The organism is Streptomyces sp. OfavH-34-F, from assembly GCF_022347745.1.
Lineage (GTDB): Bacteria > Actinomycetota > Actinomycetes > Streptomycetales > Streptomycetaceae > Streptomyces.
Map to the genome: position 1 here is coordinate 1 of NZ_JAKRGC010000036.1, position 18,293 is coordinate 18,293.

An 18,293-nucleotide genomic window follows, 5' to 3' on the forward strand; every position below is an offset into this window, starting at 1 on the left:
AGCGGCCGGTCCGGAGGCCGGCGGCCTGCCCCGTTCCCGGTTCCTACTGCTCGTACACCACCGTCACGGGCGCGTGGTCGCTCCACCGTTCGCCGTGCGTGGCCGCCCGCTCCACCCACGCCTTGACCGCGCGGGCGGCGAGGCCCGGCGTGGCCACCTGGTAGTCGATGCGCCAGCCGGTGTCGTTGTCGAAGGCGCGGCCCCGGTAGGACCACCAGGAGTACGGACCCTCGACGCCGGGGTGCAGGGCGCGCACGACGTCCACGTACGCCGCCTCCTCGAATACGCGCGTCAGCCACGCCCGCTCCTCCGGGAGGAACCCGCTGCTCTTGCGGTTGGCGCGCCAGTTCTTGAGGTCGGCCTCCTGGTGGGCGATGTTCCAGTCGCCGCAGACGACGACCTCGCGGCCCTCCGCGGCGGCGCGGGCCCTGAGGCCGGTGAGGTAGGGCAGGAAGGCGGCCATGAACCGTTCCTTCTCCTCCTGGCGCTCGGTGCCGACCTCGCCGGAGGGCAGATAGAGGCTCGCGACCGTGACGCCGGGCAGGTCGATCTCGACGTACCGCCCGCTCGCGTCGAACTCCTCGCACCCGGCGACGCCGTACCCGCCGAAGCCGATCTGTACCCGCTCGGGAGCGCGGCGCGTGTAGAGGGAGACCCCGGCCCGGCCCTTGGCGGCGGCCGGCGCGTGGACGGTGTGCCAGCCCTCGGGCTCACGGACCTCCGTGGGCAGCTGCTCGGGCTCGGCGCGCACTTCCTGGAGGCAGATCACATCGGCGTCGGTCTGCGCCAGCCACTCGACGAAGCCCTTCTTGGCCGCGGCGCGGAGACCGTTTACATTCGCGGAAGTCACGGTGAGCATTCCGGCACGATACCGGCCATTGAGAGCCGCCAAGCCGCATAGATGTACGATGCATCGCATGAATATTCAGGTCCGGGCCTTCGATCACCCCGATGCCGTCAAACTCAACGACCTCGTGCAGCTCGAATACGCCGAGATGTACGGCGATGGGGGCGATGTCACACCGCTGGACCCCGCGATGTTCGACCCGCCGCGCGGCCTGTACCTGATCGCGTACGACGCGCACGGCCGCCCGGTCGCCACGGGCGGCTGGCGTTCCCAGGAGCGCAACGACGAGGGCTACGCGGACGGCGACGCCGAACTGAAGCGGATGTACGTCATACCCGAGGGCCGCGGCCAGGGCCTCGCCCGCCGCATCCTGGCCGCCCTGGAGGCCGACGCCCGCGCCGCCGGCCGCACCCGCATGGTCCTGGAGACCGGCGACCGCCAGCCGGAGGCCATCGCCCTGTACCTCTCCAGCGGCTACACCCCGTGCGAGAAGTTCGGCCTCTACCGCACGTACGAGAGCAGCCGCTGCTACGCCAAACCCCTCCAGCGGAACCCGGGCGCCTGACCTCGGTCAGCTGGACGGCTCGTCCTCCCGGGCGACGAACGCGGTGCCCGTCCACATCGCCGGGTCCGAGGGTTCCACCGGCAGCGGGGGATGCGGATAGGCGGTGTGGCCGTCGGTGGGAGAGCAGGCGGAGAATGGTCCGGTGTCGGCGTCGAGCAGGGCGTTCAAGTGCGGGTCGCAGTGGTAGAGCCACCAGGTCGACATGCCCAGGTTCTCGTCGGTGCGCAGGTGCTCCCAGGCCCGCCAGAGCGCGTCCAGCCGGGAGATGGCCTCCGCGTGCTTCCACCAGGCGGGACACCAGGTCAGCGTGGTGCCGTTGACGCGGCGCCTGATCAGCTGGGTCAGGTGCTCGGTGACGAAGGCGTCGAGGGAGGCGAAGACCGGCTCGTCGACCGCCGCCGCGACGTCCGGCTCGTCGTCGATGTCCTGCCAGATGTCGGTCACGGTCGGGCTCCCGGGTCGTAGTCCTTGAGTGAGGCGCGTACGGCCTCCGCGTGCGTTCCCTCCCACCAGGGGACTGTCGCGACCAGCACCGGCGGGGTGCCGGAGGCCAGCACCAGGGCGCGTCCGGGCGGCATCGCGCCGAGGTCGGCGACGTCCAGCACGCGTTCGCGGCGCGGGGAGTGGTTGGTGGAGCGGTTGGAGAACATCCCCATGCCCGCCTGGGTCGGCTGGTAGGAGACCGCGACCGTCTCCGCCTCGAATTCGCCGGCGAGCTGGGAGAGGTCGCCGAGGAAGCGGGTGTCGGAGACGCCGCCCCCGTACAACCGGATGTTGGCCGCCGACCAGAGCTTCTCCATGCCCTTCTCGCCCCAGACCTCGATGCCCTGGGCCCAGGACTGCAGGATCGTCATGAGGATGATGCCGCGCGAGCCGTAGTGGGAGTAGAGATCGGGCAGGTCCGCCCAGCGGCAGACATTCGCCGCCTCGTCCAGGACACCGAGCAGCGGAACGGTCAGCCTGCCGCCGGGCTGCGTGGTGGCCGCCTCCTCCGCCGCCTCCACGACGGCGACCGTCAGGGCGGTCACCAGCGGACCGGCGGAGTCCTTGCCCTCCCTGGAGAGGGAATACAGGGTGCCGGTGTTGTCGGCGACGAATTCCGCCGGGACGAACTCGCGGCGCTTGGCCATGGACCTGCCCTGCGTGATCCATGGATGGACAGCGGGGTTCACCAGACACGAGGCCATCTGCATCGCGGTGCCGTAGATACCGCCGCGCTGCTTCTCCGGCGCCGTGACGACACCCTCGACGGCGTCGGCGGGCAGCACGTGGTCGTGACTGCGCAGAATACGGACCGGGGTGTCGTCCTTGGGCTTGGTCAGCCACTGGTAGACCTGCGTGATGGGGGCCCCGGACTCCGCGGCCGCCAGAAGCAGGTACGCCAGCAGGTCCTGCCCGGCCGGTTCGAAGAACGCGTCGGTGGAGGCGCCCTGTTCGCGTGAGCCCAGCGCGAAGTGACCGGCCAGCTTCCGGGCGCGCGAGACGTCCGTGACGTAGCCCAGGGGGTTCCACCACCAGGACGGCGGCTCCCCGGCCCGCCCTTGCGGGTCGAAGACCCAGACCTCCCCCTTGGCGGCACGCGGACCACGCGTGGCATCGACGACATCGCGCTTGTTGGAGGTGACGAGCACGGACCCGGGCGCGTCGAGGATCGCGGGGATGGCTCGCCGGGTGGTCTTGCCGGTACGGGGGCCCCAGATATCGATGTGCATGTCCTCGAAGGAGCCGTACAGCGGCCGGGCGCCGTTCACGGTACGCCCGATGAACACACCGGGCGTCGCGGACTTGGTCCCCAGCCGAGCCGCGGTGGCCGCGGCGCCCTTGGCACTGAGCTTGTCGAGGTCCTTGCCGCGACCCAGGTGGCGGGCCGCGCGGTCGACCCGGGGGCGGGCGTCGGCGCGCAGACGGGCACGAACGACGAGCGCGGCCCCCAGCAGGACCACGAGCCCTTCCGCCGCCGCGACCACCGTGGCCGGCGTCCCCGGCCACCGGGAAGTGCCACCGGGCAGCCCGATGACGTAGGTGAACGGGTTGGCCGCAGGGGCCGGCCCGTCACCGATCCCGGCCCCCGCCAGAGCGGCGACCCAGCAGCCCACCACCACGAGGACGACGGTGAGCACCAGCCCCAGGAAGAGGAAGGGGCCGACCTCCGAACCGGGGCCCCGCTTCCCTTCGGTGGCGGTCATTTTGCGCCCCACCTGCGGTTGGTGTCGTTGACGGCGAGTTCGGCGCGGGTCAGCTCGACCTGGAGGGGGATGCCGGGACGGCCGCCCACCTTGATCAGGAACTTGCCCCGCCCCGGAGGCGGCGCCTCACGGCCGGCCCCCGCGTCCCAGGCGGGCGGCGTCGACCAACCGCTGATCATCTCCTGTTCGACGCCCGACATGGCGACGACCTGGTTCAACTGGGGCATCTCGGCACCGGGAAGCCCACCGCAGATGACCATGCCGGCGCGTTCGACGAAGCCCTTGGCCTTCATCCGGTCCTCTTCGGCGGACAGCGCCAGCAGGTCGGACATGGTGTGGGTGATCATCGCCATGCCGACGCCGCGCTGTCGGTTGAGGCGGGTCAGCGCGTCGACCCGGTCCACCAGTCCGCGCCCGGCCCGGAGCACTCGCCACAGTTCGTCCAGGATGACGAAGTAGTGACGCTGGGGCTGGAGACCGGCGTCGGCGAGGGCCTGCGAGGCGGCCACCGCGCTGAATCCGTACGTCCAGCAGGACAGCAGCGCCGCGGCCTGGAGGAGGACCTCGGAGTCGTCGATGGAGGAGACGTCGAAGCACACGGGGCGGTCGGTGTGCATGGGCACCGACGTGGGATGGGCGAACATGTCGCCGAGGCGGCCCTGCCCGAGAAGTCCGGTCAAGGAGGACTCCAGCGACTCCGTGATGTCCCGGTAGCGTCCGAGGCTCCCCCGGTCCAGGGCGACGGACCGCACGAGCTCCGGAGCCTCGTGCACGACCCGCAGGAGATCGGCCATGACCGGGCTGCCGTCGTGCCGGTCGTCCAGGATCGTGAGAGCCGCGGCGATGATCGTCTCCTCGCGGTCGCTCGGCGGCTCCCCACGGGAGATCGTCAGCAGCGCGGACACCGCGTTCAGCCGGCGCCCGTGCGCGTCCGCGATCAGCGCGCGCCGGGCCTCGCCGGTCAGCCGGGCGGCGGCGTCCGCCGCGATCGAGGTGTCGAGCGGATTGAGGTACCCGCGGCCGCGGCCCAGCGTGATGACCTGCCCGCCGAGGGCGTCGATGAGATCGGCGTAGTCGGGCTTGAGGTCACCGAACACCATCGGATAGGTGCCGTATCCAGCCAGGCCGAGCGCCATGCGCCGCACCACGGTCGACTTCCCGAGCCCCGGCTTGCCGAGCACGAACGCGGACGGGTTGAGGAGCAGGTTGGCACGCTGGAACCAGGAGATCGGGTCGCAGCACACCGCCGCGCCGGAAATCAGGTCACGGCCCAGTGGCACCCCCACCATGGGCGTACCGGAACCGGCCGCGAACGGCCACATCCCGCACACCTGCACGGTGGTACCACGCCATTCGGGGGCGGCCTCGACATAGGAGGCACTTCCCGCGCCCCGGCCCGGCCAGCCCCGCCAGCCCGGACTCGGCTGCCGGGGCGCGGCGGGGGTCTTCTGCTTGGCCAACGTCGTTCTCCCGTCGCGGCTCACGGCTACATGGCGTCGCGTACGGCTTGGGGTACGCGCAGGTGGTACGGCAGGACAATGCCGATCGGCAGGGCGGCGGCGAAGGCGGACGCCTGCGAGCCGTACACGCGGCGCAGAGCGACCCGGGCGGGCGCCGACAGGTTGTCGACGGCCGCCGCGGCGCGCTCCAGGTCCTCGCGGTCCAGCACGGTCGCGGTGACGAGCATCCCGAACCGGACCACGCCGGCCCCGGTCGCCTCCTCCCTGGCCGCTTGTTCGGCGGCACGGACCCCGACGGAGTCGCGGGCGTTCTCTACCTTGGCCTGCTGGGCCTTGAACAGGGCGTCCTTGTGGTCACGTTCGACCACCCGGGCGGCGGTGGCCGGGTCGTGCGGGCGGTAGAGGAGCGTGACGCGCTTGCGGCTGATGTCGGGGTGCGGCAACAGCAGCGAGGTCAGCACCGAGGAGAAGACCTCTCCACGCGGCGCCTCGCTCATCGACCACGTGATGGAGCACGCGCCGTCGTGCCGGTAGTGGCCCCAGGCCTCCTCCGCGCCGATCGGCCCCGCCTCGTCCCAGGTGATGCCGGTGCCCCCGTCGCCCCGTGCTTCCTCGACCAGGACGGCGACCGAGGGGTCGTACGCCACGCGGACCGCGTCGGTGAGGTCGGCGGCGTTCATCGGGCGCGCCGGGCCGGCGCCGGTCATCGAGAGGTTGGCGGCCAGTCCCGGCAGGCGCAGACCGATGAGTTCGGCCATCGCCGCCGAGTCGCGCCGCCGCTGCCCGGGGCGGGCGGCACCGGAGTAGGTGAGCGCGATCCGCGTGGACAGCGTCGCCGAGCCTGCCGGGTAGGTGCGCATGACCTCGTGCAGCACCTCCTGGGCGAGCGCGGGGGCGTCCGCGTCGATGTTCTCCGATATCTCGCGCTCCAGGCGTGTCCCCGGGTCGGGGGCGGCTTCGATGGTCACGGAACAGGCGACGAGGCCGGGTTCGTACGCGAGGGACGCCAGCCACTGCCCCCAGTGCGCCACCCAGGTGTCCACCTGGTCCTCGTCGACCAGTGAGGCGCCGTCCGCGTCGCACTGGAGCACCGCGGTGTGGTGGTTGGTCGCGGGGACGCTCAGCAGGGCGAAGGGGTTGCCGTGGGCGTCGACGCCTTCGGAGAGCGTGGACGGCGCTGCCAGGCCGGGCAGTTGGCAGGTTCCGTGGGCGGTGCGGCCGAGCGGGCCGGAACGATAGACGTTCTTTCCCGATGCCTTTCCCCGGGAGAAGGCGAACCGCGCGGTGGAACGCTGCAGGCCGTTGCGGCCGTGCCGGTCGCGCAGCAGCAGAGGGACCAGGGACAGGACGATCAGCACGCCGATGCCGACGGCGAGCCAGATCGAGATGAGCATGGCCAGGACGACCAGGATCATTCCGCCCAGCAGCACCATGGTGCCGGCCATCCCCAGGCCGTGGATACCGGGAGAGGTGGGTTTGCGCCAGTTCCCGTAGGTGCGCGGTCCGCTGATCTCACTTGCTGCCATCGGGGCCCCCGTTAGCTGATTTGTCGACCGCGTTGCGCGCCGCGCCCTGGGCGCCCTTGACCGCGGCTGCGGTGACCGCCACGGCGACACCGACCGGTCCGGCGGCCGCGCTCGCGCCCTTCACGGCGACCCCGCCCGTCGCCTTCGCCGTGGTGGAAACGGAGCCGGCCTTCGAGAGAGTACTGGTACCGCCGGGGGCGGTACGGGCCCCGACGGGTGGCTTCGGCCCGCTGGGAGGAGGGGGCCCAGAGGAGGAGTTGCGCATCTGTCCGACCCGCTTGGCACCCGTGGCGACGGCCCGGCCCGCGCCCGCCGCGGCCCCGCCGCCACCCCCACCGGAACCCGCCGCCTGCACCAGGGGGGTGGTGAAGCGCATCAGGGCGGGCAGGGCGACCAGGGCCAGGATCATGAGCATGATGCCGCAGATCGACATCAGCATGGTTCCGGAGTCCGCCTCCCCGTCTCCCACGATGGCGGTCATCCGGATCGCGGTCGCGTACACGATCGCGGCCGCGGGCTTGTAGAGGATGAAGGCGATCAGCCAGCCGATCGACTTGCGGAACCATGCCTGTCCGGCGGGGGTCGCCGATGCGGCGGCGCTCAGGGGCAGCGTACCGACCAGCAGAACCAGCATGGCGGTACGCACCATCATGAGCCCGACCTGGGCGATGCAGGCCAGGGTGGCGATCAGCGCCAGGATCAACGCGATGACGGGACCGTTGAACCCCACCATCATGGACAGTCCGAGCCATCCCACGACCGCCTCGCCGAACTCCTGGCCGCTGTAGGCCTCCGAGATGATCCACTCGGAGAAGGCGTCCGAGGCCTGGGCCAGCAGGTTAAAGCCGCCCACGCTCGCCGCGGTGACGACGGTCAGGGTCAGCATTCCCTTGGCCGCTTCGACGGCGGCCTCACCACGCCGGGTGACCGCCATCCTTCCGGCCGCGACGAGTAGGCACAACACGGCTATCCATGTCGTGATCCACCCTGTGTGCAACCAGATCCATCCGACCGGGTCTCCCTTGACCCCGTTCCCGTTCCCTTCCAGACTCGGAGTGGGGATCTTGACCCACCAGGTCATCACGGTCCCGACGAGCTTCCCGAGGCCCTCGGTCAGCCAGTTGACGATGCCCGTGAACGCGCTCGCGCCGACGTCCGACGCCTTGTCGGTGGCGCAGTCGACCCAGTTCATGGGGTTCCAGCAGCTACCCACTGGCGATCACCCCCGCGGAAACAGCACGTAGCCGTCGGTGGTGTCCTTGGAGGCGGCCAGTTGGGTCTGGCCGCCGTCCGGTGACATCTTCTGCTTCCAGTCGCCCTCGTGCCAACGTGCCGTCAGCGGCATCGAGAGGACCTTCCCGCCCGGCGTCTGGAACACGAAGTCCACCACGGCGGTGTCCGACGAGTAGGAGATCAGCTTGTAGCCGGCCAGTTGGGGCAGCCCGAACTCGGGAGGGTAGTCGGAGGTCCAGTCGCTGCGGTTGGCGGCGACGGACTGCTCGTACACCGCCTTGGCGTCGTCCGGGTACACCTGCTGCTCGACGACGGCCCGCCAGCCGGGGCCATTGGCCGAACGGACGGAGATGTTCGCCAGGGCGAGCACCGCGCCGCGCGGCGTGTGCGCGAAGCAGCGGACGACCTGGCCGTCCGTGACAGCGGGGCCGGACCGCTGGGAAAGGGGCAGGTTGAGCGGACCGAGCTTCTTCCAGCTCAGTCCGCTCCCCCGGAGGTCGAGGACACTGCCCTCCGAGGTATCGGTGTCCTGGAGCTCCGGGCAGGACGAGGTACCGGAGGAGGACGAGGGACGCGCGGAAGGGGCCGCGGGCGACGCGGAGGCACTGGGCGCGCCGGCCACCGGACGCGCGTCGTCGGTCTTCTTGTCGTCCGGCCCGGTCAGCACCACGACGCCGCCGAGCACCGCGATCAGCCCGATGCCCACAGCCGATGCGATGAACCCCGGCTTGGTGAAGGGACTCCGCTCCTTCTCGCAGGACTCTCCACCCGCCTGATCGGAACCGCCCATGCCTCTTCCCCCCTATGTGCTGTGAAACACGCGCTGCCCGCTGGGGCCTCAGACCACCAGTGCGGAGACCAGAGCCGACGCGGCGCCGACCAGAATGCACGCGCCCAGGACGTAGGCGAGGCCCGTGGCATGCTCGCCGCCCTGGCCGCGCTGGTGGGAGATCGCCATCTTGCCCGCGACGACGAGGACCCCCATGACGCACAGCCCCAGAACGATCCATGCCACCCAGCCGAGGATCGACCTGAGCTTGCCGGCACCAGGAGGCTCCACCCCCTGTCCCGGGTTCACCACCTCGGCAAGGTGGACGGGCGCGTTGTTCGCAGCGTCTCCCGCCATGATCAGAACGTCATGCAGCATTCCGGCCCCCGGGTGTCCAGCCTCCGCGGATGACGTCGCCGAGGCGTATACGGCAGAGCGCGTCGCTCCGCCGCGGCTGATCATAGAGATGAATCGAAAACATGTCCCGTGAACAAACAATCCTATGAACTAGGCTACCCCAAGGCTTCATTGCCTCTGCGAACGCGCGGCGGGGGTCCGGTCGAGGTCGCGCAACTGCCGCGAACCGCCCGGGAAACAGGGATTCGGACGTACGGGGGCGTCGGTTCTTATGCGGTCGTCGGCCACCACGGGCATCGGGTGTGCGGCAGGGTTCGTGGCCTGCCTGCTCGGGTCCTTCCTGCTGCTGCCCGTCATCGTGTTCGGCGGCGGATCGCCCCCGGAAGAAGCCGTGTCGGGAGAGCTCAACACCGATGCGGTGCCTGCCCTCTACCTGCCGTGGGTGCTCAAGGCGGGCGCGATGTGCGACGAGATACCGGCGGCCCTGATCGCCGCTCAGATCGAGCAGGAGTCGGGCTGGGATCCGGAGGCGGTGAGCCCTGTGGGCGCGCAGGGCATCTCCCAGTTCATGCCAGGCACCTGGCCCTCCTGGGGGCGTGACGACGACGGCAACGGCAAGGCCGACCCCTACGACCCGGGCGACGCGATCATGGCGCAGGGCCGTTACGACTGCGCACACGCCGATCTCATGGCCGGGTACCTCAAGGAGGGCCGCGTACATGGTGAGTTGATCGAGCTCGTCCTCGCCGCCTACAACGCGGGCGCGGGCGGGGTACTCGACGCCCGCGGGGTTCCCGACAACGGCGAGACCCGACAGTACGTGGACCTCATCATGGCCCTCGTCGCCAAGTACACCAAGGCACTCAAGGAGAGCGGCGCCGTGCCCGCCGGACAGCGTCTGGCCTCGCCACTGCGGGTGAAGGCACTGATCACTTCCCCCTACGGGGTGAAACGGCCGAGCAGCGCCTACGGCTACCACACCGGGACCGACTTCGGCGTGGGGGTGGGCACCGAGGTCCACGCGGCCGGGGCAGGCACTGTGACGTTCGCCGGCTGGAACTCCGCCTACGGCAACCGGATCGTCATCCGGCATCCGAAGCAGGGCGGCAAGACCGTGGAGACCACCTACAACCACCTGTTCTCGCTGGGGGTCGCGAAGGGGGACACGGTGAGCGTGGGCCAGGTCATCGGCGCGACGGGCAACACCGGCAACTCGACCGGCCCCCACCTCCACTTCGAGGTGAAGTACGACGGAGACTTCACCGATCCCGCCCCCTGGATAGGACTTGAGTGACATGCCCCGAACGCGCGCGGCCGCTCTCGCCCTCACCGCCCTGCTGCTCGCGGGATGCGCCGGCGAACGGGACGGCGACACGGGCCCCACCGCGCCCACCGTCCCCGCGACCCCCTCACCCAAGGTGCCGGCCGCCTCCTCGCGGCCGCTCGACCACGATGCCCACGTACCGCGCGCGGGGCGGATCGACGAGGGAGACGCGAGCGCCGTGGCCCTGAAATGGGCGGAGTTCGCCTACGGGTACGACACCGCGTACGACGCGCACCCGCACGCGGCGAGGCTGCGTGCGGCCCGGTACCTCACCCCGGAGAAGGCCGCCGCGGCCACGTCCTACTCTCCGGCGTCCGGCCCGGGGGTCCAGTGGAACACCTGGGCCTCCCACCGCGCCTGGACGGAGGCGCATGCCGCCCCGGCCGAGCCGGACGAGGACGCCGAACCGGACACCGGTACGCTCGCACACCGCGTCGTCGCGGTCGACGGCACCGCGCACGGGCGCGACGGCTGGACGGGCCCCGGCCCCCGCCTGCACGCCTACCTCACGCTCACCCGGACGGGCCCGGACGCACCCTGGCGCGTCAGCGACACCGACATCGTCCCAGCGGTCAGCCCACCCTCGCGCCGGCCCTGAGTTCGTGAAACCGACCGACCACGAAGGAGACCACGTGACCCACACGGACCCGCGGAACGTCCCCGGCTGGCCCCTGGTCGAGATCCTGCTCACCCCGGAAGGAGCGGCGACCGTCAACGGCTCCCCGGTACCCGTGTCGCAGGGCGGAGACCCGCGGGCCACCGCCCTCGCCCAGGCCGCCGGCACCGCGGCCCGCCTCGGCCGCCCCGTCCGCACCCGCCTCACGGACACCGACGGAGACGAATGGCTCATCGCACTCGCTGCCGACGGCACCGAGTCCGTCCTCACCGCCCCTGCCCAGAAACCCGGTTCACGCAGAAGCAGGCGGCGGGCCGTGGCATCGAAGCGGACGGCGGAGCGCGAACCCGGTGGTCCGGCGGCAGGCGCGCCCCGGCCCGCGCCGCCGGGGCCGGCTGACATCGAAAACCGCCTTGGCGACGCGGTCGGCAGTCAGAACTGGGCGGAGGCCCTGCGGATATGCGAGGAACTCGTGCGCGCGGCAGCCCCGGCGGACACCGACCGGGCCCTGGAGGCGCAGGCCAGGATCACCGGGCTCGCCTGCGACCACGCCGCCGCGTACGCCCGGTTCCGCGACCTGGCCGACCGGCGCCTCGCCTCACTCGGCCCAGCGCACCCCGACACCGTCTCGGCGGCGGAGGCCGCCCAGGAGCAGTGGGCCCGGCTGGGACCGGAGCAGGCCGGACTCCTGAGCGGTGAGGTCTTCGCCCTGCGGACTCGGATTCCGGGGCCGGACGGCCGGGGCGCGGCACACGCCCGCCGCCACCTGCTCGGGCTCCACACCGATCGCACCCGTTCCGGCTCCGGGGAAGGGAAGTGATGGCCCTGAGGGTGTGTCAAACGTCTCAACAGGGCCGGATTCCGGCCCCGTTCATCGGAGGCGGCTTCACCATTGGGCAGGTTACGGGGCGAAAGGTACGCCTCCGGTGAGCAACAGTCGAAAAACGGGAACCACGCAGGCCAGTAAGCGTTCTAGGCTGGTATTGGTGTGCCAGTGAGTGTTCAGAATCAGGGGGGTTTCTGTGCATCAGCAACGCACGGCGCGCGCCGTGCTCGACGGCCGCGCCAGGTCGGGCCGGGTCGTCGCCGCCGTGGCGGCGGGGCTCCTGTGCGGTCTGACAGCGTGTTCCTCCGGCGGGTCCGACGAGGCCGTGCCCACGCCCGGCTCCTCGTCCCCGTCCTCCGCCTCGCCCACGGCCTCGGCGCAGGACGGGGTGAAGAAGGAGATCGCCGAAGTCGTCCGGCGCATGCGTGAGGAAGAGACGAAGGCGCATGTGGACCCGGGCAAGGTCTCCGACACCAAGCTCACCGACTACGTCACGGACAAGGCGCTGGCCGAGATCAACAACCAGCTCTTCCACTACGAGCAGCTCGGCCTGGTCTTCGAGGGCAGCCCCAAGAGTTCCGTCACCGTGACCGCGGTCAACCTGAAGAGCAGCCCCCACAGGGCGACCGTGGAGGAGTGCGTCGACACGACCGGCTGGAAGCCCGTGGAGAAGAGCACCGGCAAGGACGTGGCGACGGACGGACAGCCGCGGCGGTACATCATCACGTACCGCCTGGAGATCTTCGGCGAGAAGGCCCAGTGGATGGTCATGGACCTCACCAGGGACAAGGAGCGGTCATGTTGAATCGATCACGTCTGCCTCTGCTGCTGAGCGGCGTGACGCTCGGCGGCACCCTGATCGCCGCCGGACCGGCCGCCGCCGATCCCACCCCGCGGCCGACCGGCGGCGTCGAGCAGTGCCGCTACGAAATCTGCGTGGGTGTCGGAACCGGCGGAGGGCAAGGAGGAGGCGGCGGCACCTCGGGCGGAACCACCGGAGGCTCGTCGGGCGGGAAGGTCACCTGTGAGATCGGCGGCCTGGAGGTCCCTTGCCAGCACCACATATGGGGCACCTTCTCCAATGGCTGCTACTACAAGCTCGCCGACCCACAGCCCGTCGCTGATGCCGAGGTGTGGGACGGCCACAAGCCAGGCGACGGAGCCATCTACGAGAAGTCGTGCCCGCCCGCGAGCATCGCGAACGGCGCTGCCGGCCCCATCGTCCAGGGGCTGATATGGCTGAGCGATGCCCCGGGTGCCGAGCAGGCCGACCCCGCGGTCCTGGCCCAGCAGGCCATGGACAAGATGACGCTGCGCGGACCGGACATCGGCATCGCCCCCCGGCCCGGCCGCACCGGCGTCATCGGGATGCCCGTATGGATGTGGACCGAGGTCGGTGCGGAGACCTGGGGGCCCAACCGGGCCAGCGCCTCCGTACCGGGTCTGACCGTCACGGCGACCGCCCGTGCCGAGAAGATCGTGTGGCAGATGGGCGACGGCACCAGCGTGACGTGCACGTCGGCCGGTACCCCGTACCAGCAGGCGTACGGCAGGAAGAAATCGCCGGACTGCGGCCACACGTACCGCACCACCAGCGCCCGGCTGAAGGGTGGGAAGTTCGCCATCACCGCCACCACCACGTGGAACGTCCACTGGGAGGGTGGCGGTCAGTCGGGCGACCTCACCGCCACACGCAGTTCCCGGACCTCCGCCCGCATCGGCGAGGTCCAGGTCGTCGGCGACTGACCTCACAGGCCGACACACTTCGGGGAAGGACATATCCACGTGAGCACCACCGGGACCGCACCGGCCGCCGCCCAGGAGGCGCCGTCGGGCCTCACCCCGCCGGCTCCTCCGCGCACGCTGGCGACCCGGCGTCGCCGGCCGGCCCTGATCGGACTGTCCGTCGCGCTCATCGCGGCGGGCGGCCTCGCGGGCGCGTTCACCGTGCTCAGCAGCGGCGAGCGCACCCCCGTCCTCATGGTGGCCAAGCAGATCCCGTACGGCGAGGTGGTCACCGAGCGGGATCTGACCGTCGTCTCCATCGGCCTCGATCCGGCCCTCGAAACCGTCGCGGCGGCCGACAAGGACGAGATCGTCGGCAAGCGGGCCACCACCGACCTGTTGGCGGGGTCGCTGGTGACCGGGGAGTCCGTCACCGACAAACCGCTGATCGGCAGGGACCAGCAGTTGGTGGGCCTGCGCCTGAAGCCCGGACAGCTCCCCACCACGCCGCTCACTCCGGGCCGCAGCGTCCTCGTCGTCTCCACGCCCGACGCCTCCGCGAACACGGACCCGGAGGGCGGGAAGCGGGACGAGATGCCGAAGACCCTGCCCGCCGAGGTCGTACGGGTCGGTGAGCCGGACACCAACGGCAACCTCACCGTGGACGTGGCCGTCGCGTCGACCGACGGCGCCGTACTGGCTTCCCGGGCCGCCTCGGGTGACATCGCCCTCGTCGTCGAGCCGAAGAAGGCCGCGGGCTGATGACCGTCGTCGCGATAGCCGGGTGCCCCGGCGCACCCGGAGCCACCACCACGGCGCTCGCCCTGCTGCTCACCTGGCCGCTGGAAGAGGGGCGGCGGGTCATACTCGCCGAGTGCGACCCCGACGGCGGGGCCGTACTGGCCGGAGCCCTGGCCGGGCGCACGCCGGGACCTTACGGCCTGCGCAACCTCGCCGTCGCCGACCGCCAGGGTCAGCTCGGCGAGATGTTCTGGCGGCAGCTCATCGACCTCTCCGACAAGGGGACGGACCGTCTCCTGCTGCCCGGGCTCACCGACCCCGCGCAAGCCTCCAGCCTCGCCTACACCTGGGAGCGGCTGGCCGCGATGTTCGCCGGCATCGAGAAGAGCTCGATCTCGCACGACGTCATCGTCGATCTCGGCCGCAGCGGCGCGTTCGGCCCTTCGGGAATCCTGGCGCGCAAGGCGGACGCGGTCCTGATGGTCGTACGCCCCACCCTGCGGGGCATCCACGTCGCGCTGCCCCGGATCACCGCACTGCGCGATGATCTGCGGGAGTCGGGAACCGGGGCCGACGCGTTGGGCGTCGTCCTGATCGATTCAGGGCCCTACACCGCCCACGAGGTGTCGAAGCAGCTCGAATCACCGGTGGTGATGACGCTGCCGTACTCGCCCCAGGCGGCTGCCGTGCTGTCCGACGGGCGGGACGGTGGGCGCCGCTTCGCGCGGTCGGACCTGCTGCGCGGCGCGCGCGGCGGGGCGTCCCGCGTAAAGGAGTTGGTGGACGGGCGCCGTGCCCGCCTGATGCCGGGGGAGCACAGCCGTGTACGGTAGACCGCTCCACCCCGAGCCCTCCGTCCAGGAGCAGCGGGTCGCCCACCGGCCGGCCCCGGCGTCGCCCCGGCGGCAGGAGGCGGCCCTCCACGAGAAGCCCGACCCCAGGGTGCGGGAGGACATCGACTACGCCGTCGCGACCCGTCTGAAGAAGACGGTCGCCGACAGGCTGACCGCAGAGATCAAGCGCTCACCCGGCATGAGCGTCGCCGCCCAGCAGCAGCGCGGACGGGCACTGATCAACGAGACGGTGGCCGTCTGGTCCGATGCCTCTGCGGTCGAGCGGGGCATCGCCACCAGTCCCGCCGAGGACCGCAGGCTGGCCGAGGCCGTGTACGACCTGCTGTTCCGCGCGGGACGCCTGCAGAAGTACCTCGACGACCCGAGGATCGAGAACATCCTCGTCAACGGGCACGACGAGGTGTGGGTCGACTACGGCGACGCCGAGCGGGTTCCGGTGCCGCCCGTGGCCGAATCGGACGAGGATCTGCGTGAGTTGCTGCGCGACCTCGCCCGCCGCAACGGACAGAGCGAGCGGACCCTCTCCACGTCGAGCCCCTTCCTGGCGCTGCGCCTGGAGGACGGTTCGCGGCTCCAGGCCATCACCGAGGTCACACCCCGCACCTACGTCACCATTCGGCGCCACCGGGTCCGTGACATCGACCTGCCGGGCTTGGTCGGTCTCGGCTCCATCGACACCACGCTCGCGGCGTTCCTCGGCGCGCTGATCCGTGCCAAGAAGAACGTGATGATCGTGGGCACCCAGGGTGTGGGCAAGACCAGCCTGCTGCGGGCCATGGCCCGTGAGATCCCGCCGGACGAGCGCATCGGCACCATGGAGACGGAGTTCGAACTCTTCCTCCACGAGAACGGACACCACCGGCAGATCGTCCCCATGGAGTCCCGCGAGGGCAATGGCGAACGGGTCGACGGACACAGCGTCGGCGAGATCACGGTCGGCGACCTCATCTACCCCGCCCTGCGCATGACCCTGTCGCGGATGGTCGTCGGTGAGGTGCGCGGCCCCGAGGTCGTCCCCATGCTGCGGGTGATGACCAACGGCGAAGGGGGTTCGCTGTGCACCTTGCACGCGCGCGAACCCCACATGGTCTTCGACCGGATCGCCGAGCTGTACATGGAGTACGGCGGCAACATGACGGAGTCGCTCGCCTACAAGCAAGCCGCCAACGGCATCAACTTCATCGTCTTCGTGAAGATGATCGACGAGACCGCGATCGGCGGCCGCCGGCACCGGTTCGTCTCCCATGTCCAGGAGGTCACGGGCACCGGCGAGAACGGCCGGCCCGCCACCAACACGGTCTTCGGTCCCCGGCCGGACATGGGCGAGCCGCGTGCCGTGCCGCTCATGCACCCCAGCTGCCTGACCGACCTCATCCGGGTCGGCTTCCCCGGCCATCTCCTCGACCAGCCGCTCGGCACCTGGCAGTCACCACTGGAACTGAAGGTGATGTCGGCATGACGCTCCTGCTCATCGGCCTGTTCGCGGGCCTGGCGCTCAGCGGCGGTGTGATCGCCCTGGTCGCCGGCGTCGTCGGCACCACCGCCCCGCCGACCCCCGGCCCGCTCTCCCGGTGGCGGGCCGCCGCGAACGGCAACCAGATGGAGGCCAGGCTCCGCGCCCGCACCCGGGCCAGGGCCGCGGTGGCCGGCGCGATCGGCCTGGGCCTGTGGATCGTCACCGGCTGGTTCGCGCTGTGGCCGCTGACCGTGGCCCTCGCGGTCGGGCTGCCGTGGCTCCTCTCCCCCGCCAAGGCGACGCAGAACCGCATCGAACAGCTCGACGCGCTCGCGGAGTGGACCCGGCGCCTCTCCGACGTACTGCTTCTCGGCACCGGCCTGGAGCAGGCGATCATCACCAGTCGCAAGACGGCCCCGGCCGTGCTCAAGGAGGAGATCGACGAACTGTCGGCCCGCATGCTGTCGGGCTGGCGTCCCGAGGACGCCCTGCGGGCCTTCGCCGACGCGCTCGGCGACGCGACCGCCGACAAGGTCGCCGCCGCGCTGATCCTGCGCAGCTCCGAACGCGGCCCCGGTCTGGCCGCGTCCCTCACCGATCTCGCCGACAGCGTGCGCGAGGAGGTTCGCCAGCGCAGGCAGATCGAGGCCGACCGGGCCAAGCCGCGCACGACCGTACGGTGGATGACGTTCATGACGCTGGGAGTGGCGGGCGTGGGCGCCTTCAGCACCGACTACGTCGCCCCTTACGGCACCTTCCTCGGCCAGCTCGTCCTGACCCTCCTGCTGCTCGGATTCGGCGGCACGCTCGCCTGGATGCGGTCCCTGGCCTCCTACCGGCCCACCCCACGCTTCCTCGAAGCCGACCGGCGCAGCCGGGTTCCCCTGCCGGAGGCGCGATGAACATCTCACCCCTCGCCGTCGTCAGCGGGGCCGCTGTCGGCGGCGGTCTGGCCCTGTTCGTCCGGACTCTGGCCCGCCCTCAGCCCGACCTCGGTGGAACTCTGCGGCGCCTGCACGGGACCGGTCCGCTCGCCGAGGACCGTGCCGCGCTGACCCAGGACGAACGGTGGGGCGCCTGGCTGCACCAGAATCTGCTCCGGGTACCGGGCGTGCGCATCCCGTACACGGACCTGGCTCTCGTCGGTCAGAGCCCGGCGAGGTTTCTGCTCACCAAGACCGCGCTCGCGCTGACCGGTCTGCTGCTGCCCGCCTTCTTCTTCACGGTCTGGGCCGTTCTGGGCTTCACCCCGCCGTTCTTCGTTCCGGGGTTCGTGTGCCTGGCGCTGGCCGCCCTGCTGTGGTTCGCCCCGGACCTGGCCCTGCGCGACACCGCGCGTCGGGCCCGGGACGAGTTCCGGCAGGCGATCGCCGCCTACCTGGACCTGGTCGCCCTCGAACGGGCCGGGGACGCCGGGCCGAGCGAGGCGCTGGAACGGGCAGCCGCGATCGGCCGCGGCTGGGCCTTTCTGCGTCTCCAGGATGCCCTGCTCCAGGCCCGGGTGGACAAGGTGGCGCCCTGGGACTCCCTCAAGTCGCTGGGTGCGGAGCTGCGGTTGCCCGTGCTCGAGGACGTGGCCGACATCATGCGCCTCTCGGCACACGACGGAGCGGCCGTCTACACGACCTTGCGCGCCCGTGCGAAGTCCCTGCGCACCGAACTCATGAGCAAGGACGCGGAGGAAGCCAACGCCGCCAGCGAGCAGATGACGGCCCCCGGGGCGCTGCTCGCCGTCCTGATGATGCTGCTCATCGGGTTCCCCGCCGTCATTCGCATTCTCACCGGCTGATCACCGGCCGGTACCAACG

The 18,293-nt window shown here is 71.1% G+C and carries 19 protein-coding genes; 11 read left to right on the forward strand and 8 right to left on the reverse strand.

Going from position 1 to position 18,293, the window contains the following annotated elements; translation table 11 throughout:
* Window positions 1-43: 43 nt before the first annotated feature.
* A complete protein-coding gene (locus tag MHW47_RS08890; protein WP_239222097.1) occupies window positions 44-859 on the reverse strand; it encodes an exodeoxyribonuclease III in 816 nt (271 codons plus the stop codon).
* 58 nt (window positions 860-917) lie between these two features.
* Here MHW47_RS08890 and MHW47_RS08895 point away from each other — a divergent pair, with 58 nt between their 5' ends.
* The gene (locus MHW47_RS08895; RefSeq protein WP_239222098.1) at window positions 918-1,412 is read left to right on the forward strand and encodes a GNAT family N-acetyltransferase; all 495 of its coding nucleotides are present in this window, start codon (window positions 918-920) and stop codon (window positions 1,410-1,412) included.
* A 6-nt stretch (window positions 1,413-1,418) separates the two neighbouring features.
* Here MHW47_RS08895 and MHW47_RS08900 read toward each other — a convergent pair whose 3' ends face one another.
* The 7 genes from MHW47_RS08900 to MHW47_RS08930 are packed head-to-tail and all read right to left on the reverse strand — an operon-like array spanning window position 1,419 to window position 8,943.
* A complete protein-coding gene (locus MHW47_RS08900) occupies window positions 1,419-1,856 on the reverse strand; it encodes a DUF4913 domain-containing protein (protein ID WP_239222099.1) in 438 nt (145 codons plus the stop codon).
* Complete coding sequence (locus MHW47_RS08905) at window positions 1,853-3,598, reverse strand: type IV secretory system conjugative DNA transfer family protein (protein ID WP_239222100.1); 1,746 nt, start codon at window positions 3,596-3,598, stop codon at window positions 1,853-1,855. Before MHW47_RS08905 ends, MHW47_RS08900 begins: the two co-directional genes overlap by 4 nt.
* Complete coding sequence (locus tag MHW47_RS08910) at window positions 3,595-5,058, reverse strand: type IV secretory system conjugative DNA transfer family protein (protein WP_239222101.1); 1,464 nt, start codon at window positions 5,056-5,058, stop codon at window positions 3,595-3,597. Before MHW47_RS08910 ends, MHW47_RS08905 begins: the two co-directional genes overlap by 4 nt.
* Window positions 5,059-5,084: 26 nt before the next feature.
* Complete coding sequence (locus MHW47_RS08915) at window positions 5,085-6,584, reverse strand: SCO6880 family protein (protein WP_239222102.1); 1,500 nt, start codon at window positions 6,582-6,584, stop codon at window positions 5,085-5,087.
* Entirely contained in the window at window positions 6,571-7,776 is a 1,206-nt protein-coding gene (locus tag MHW47_RS08920) for a hypothetical protein (protein ID WP_239222103.1), read from the reverse strand. Before MHW47_RS08920 ends, MHW47_RS08915 begins: the two co-directional genes overlap by 14 nt.
* A gap of 27 nt (window positions 7,777-7,803) precedes the next feature.
* Window positions 7,804-8,607 (reverse strand): hypothetical protein, encoded by an 804-nt coding sequence (locus MHW47_RS08925; RefSeq protein WP_239222104.1) that lies wholly within the window; start codon window positions 8,605-8,607, stop codon window positions 7,804-7,806.
* 48 nt (window positions 8,608-8,655) lie between these two features.
* Complete coding sequence (locus MHW47_RS08930) at window positions 8,656-8,943, reverse strand: hypothetical protein (protein WP_239222105.1); 288 nt, start codon at window positions 8,941-8,943, stop codon at window positions 8,656-8,658.
* Between the two features lie 316 nt (window positions 8,944-9,259).
* Between MHW47_RS08930 and MHW47_RS08935 the strand changes: the two genes are divergently transcribed.
* From MHW47_RS08935 to MHW47_RS08980, 10 genes are all read left to right on the forward strand, one after another.
* Window positions 9,260-10,237 carry a peptidoglycan DD-metalloendopeptidase family protein gene (locus MHW47_RS08935; protein WP_239222106.1) on the forward strand — a complete coding sequence of 326 codons (978 nt, stop codon included), beginning with the start codon at window positions 9,260-9,262 and terminating at the stop codon, window positions 10,235-10,237.
* Between the two features lies 1 nt (window position 10,238).
* A complete protein-coding gene (locus MHW47_RS08940) occupies window positions 10,239-10,865 on the forward strand; it encodes a hypothetical protein (RefSeq protein ID WP_239222107.1) in 627 nt (208 codons plus the stop codon).
* A gap of 34 nt (window positions 10,866-10,899) precedes the next feature.
* Complete coding sequence (locus MHW47_RS08945; RefSeq protein WP_239222108.1) at window positions 10,900-11,703, forward strand: hypothetical protein; 804 nt, start codon at window positions 10,900-10,902, stop codon at window positions 11,701-11,703.
* Window positions 11,704-11,905: 202 nt separating this feature from the next.
* Window positions 11,906-12,514: a hypothetical protein gene (locus MHW47_RS08950; RefSeq protein WP_239222109.1), complete on the forward strand. Its 609-nt coding sequence runs from the start codon at window positions 11,906-11,908 to the stop codon at window positions 12,512-12,514.
* Window positions 12,508-13,455, forward strand: coding sequence for an ATP/GTP-binding protein (locus tag MHW47_RS08955; RefSeq protein WP_239222110.1), 948 nt, complete (start codon window positions 12,508-12,510; stop codon window positions 13,453-13,455). Before MHW47_RS08950 ends, MHW47_RS08955 begins: the two co-directional genes overlap by 7 nt.
* Before the next feature lie 39 nt (window positions 13,456-13,494).
* Complete coding sequence (locus tag MHW47_RS08960; RefSeq protein ID WP_239222111.1) at window positions 13,495-14,196, forward strand: SAF domain-containing protein; 702 nt, start codon at window positions 13,495-13,497, stop codon at window positions 14,194-14,196.
* Window positions 14,196-15,008, forward strand: coding sequence for a hypothetical protein (locus tag MHW47_RS08965; RefSeq protein WP_239222112.1), 813 nt, complete (start codon window positions 14,196-14,198; stop codon window positions 15,006-15,008). The genes MHW47_RS08960 and MHW47_RS08965 overlap by 1 nt, the downstream gene beginning before the upstream one ends.
* Entirely contained in the window at window positions 14,998-16,488 is a 1,491-nt protein-coding gene (locus MHW47_RS08970) for a CpaF family protein (protein ID WP_239222113.1), read from the forward strand. Before MHW47_RS08965 ends, MHW47_RS08970 begins: the two co-directional genes overlap by 11 nt.
* Entirely contained in the window at window positions 16,485-17,387 is a 903-nt protein-coding gene (locus tag MHW47_RS08975; RefSeq protein WP_239222114.1) for a type II secretion system F family protein, read from the forward strand. Before MHW47_RS08970 ends, MHW47_RS08975 begins: the two co-directional genes overlap by 4 nt.
* Window positions 17,384-18,274, forward strand: a complete 891-nt coding sequence (locus MHW47_RS08980; RefSeq protein ID WP_239222115.1) for a type II secretion system F family protein — start codon at window positions 17,384-17,386, stop codon at window positions 18,272-18,274. The genes MHW47_RS08975 and MHW47_RS08980 overlap by 4 nt, the downstream gene beginning before the upstream one ends.
* The last annotated feature ends 19 nt before the right edge of the window (window positions 18,275-18,293 follow it).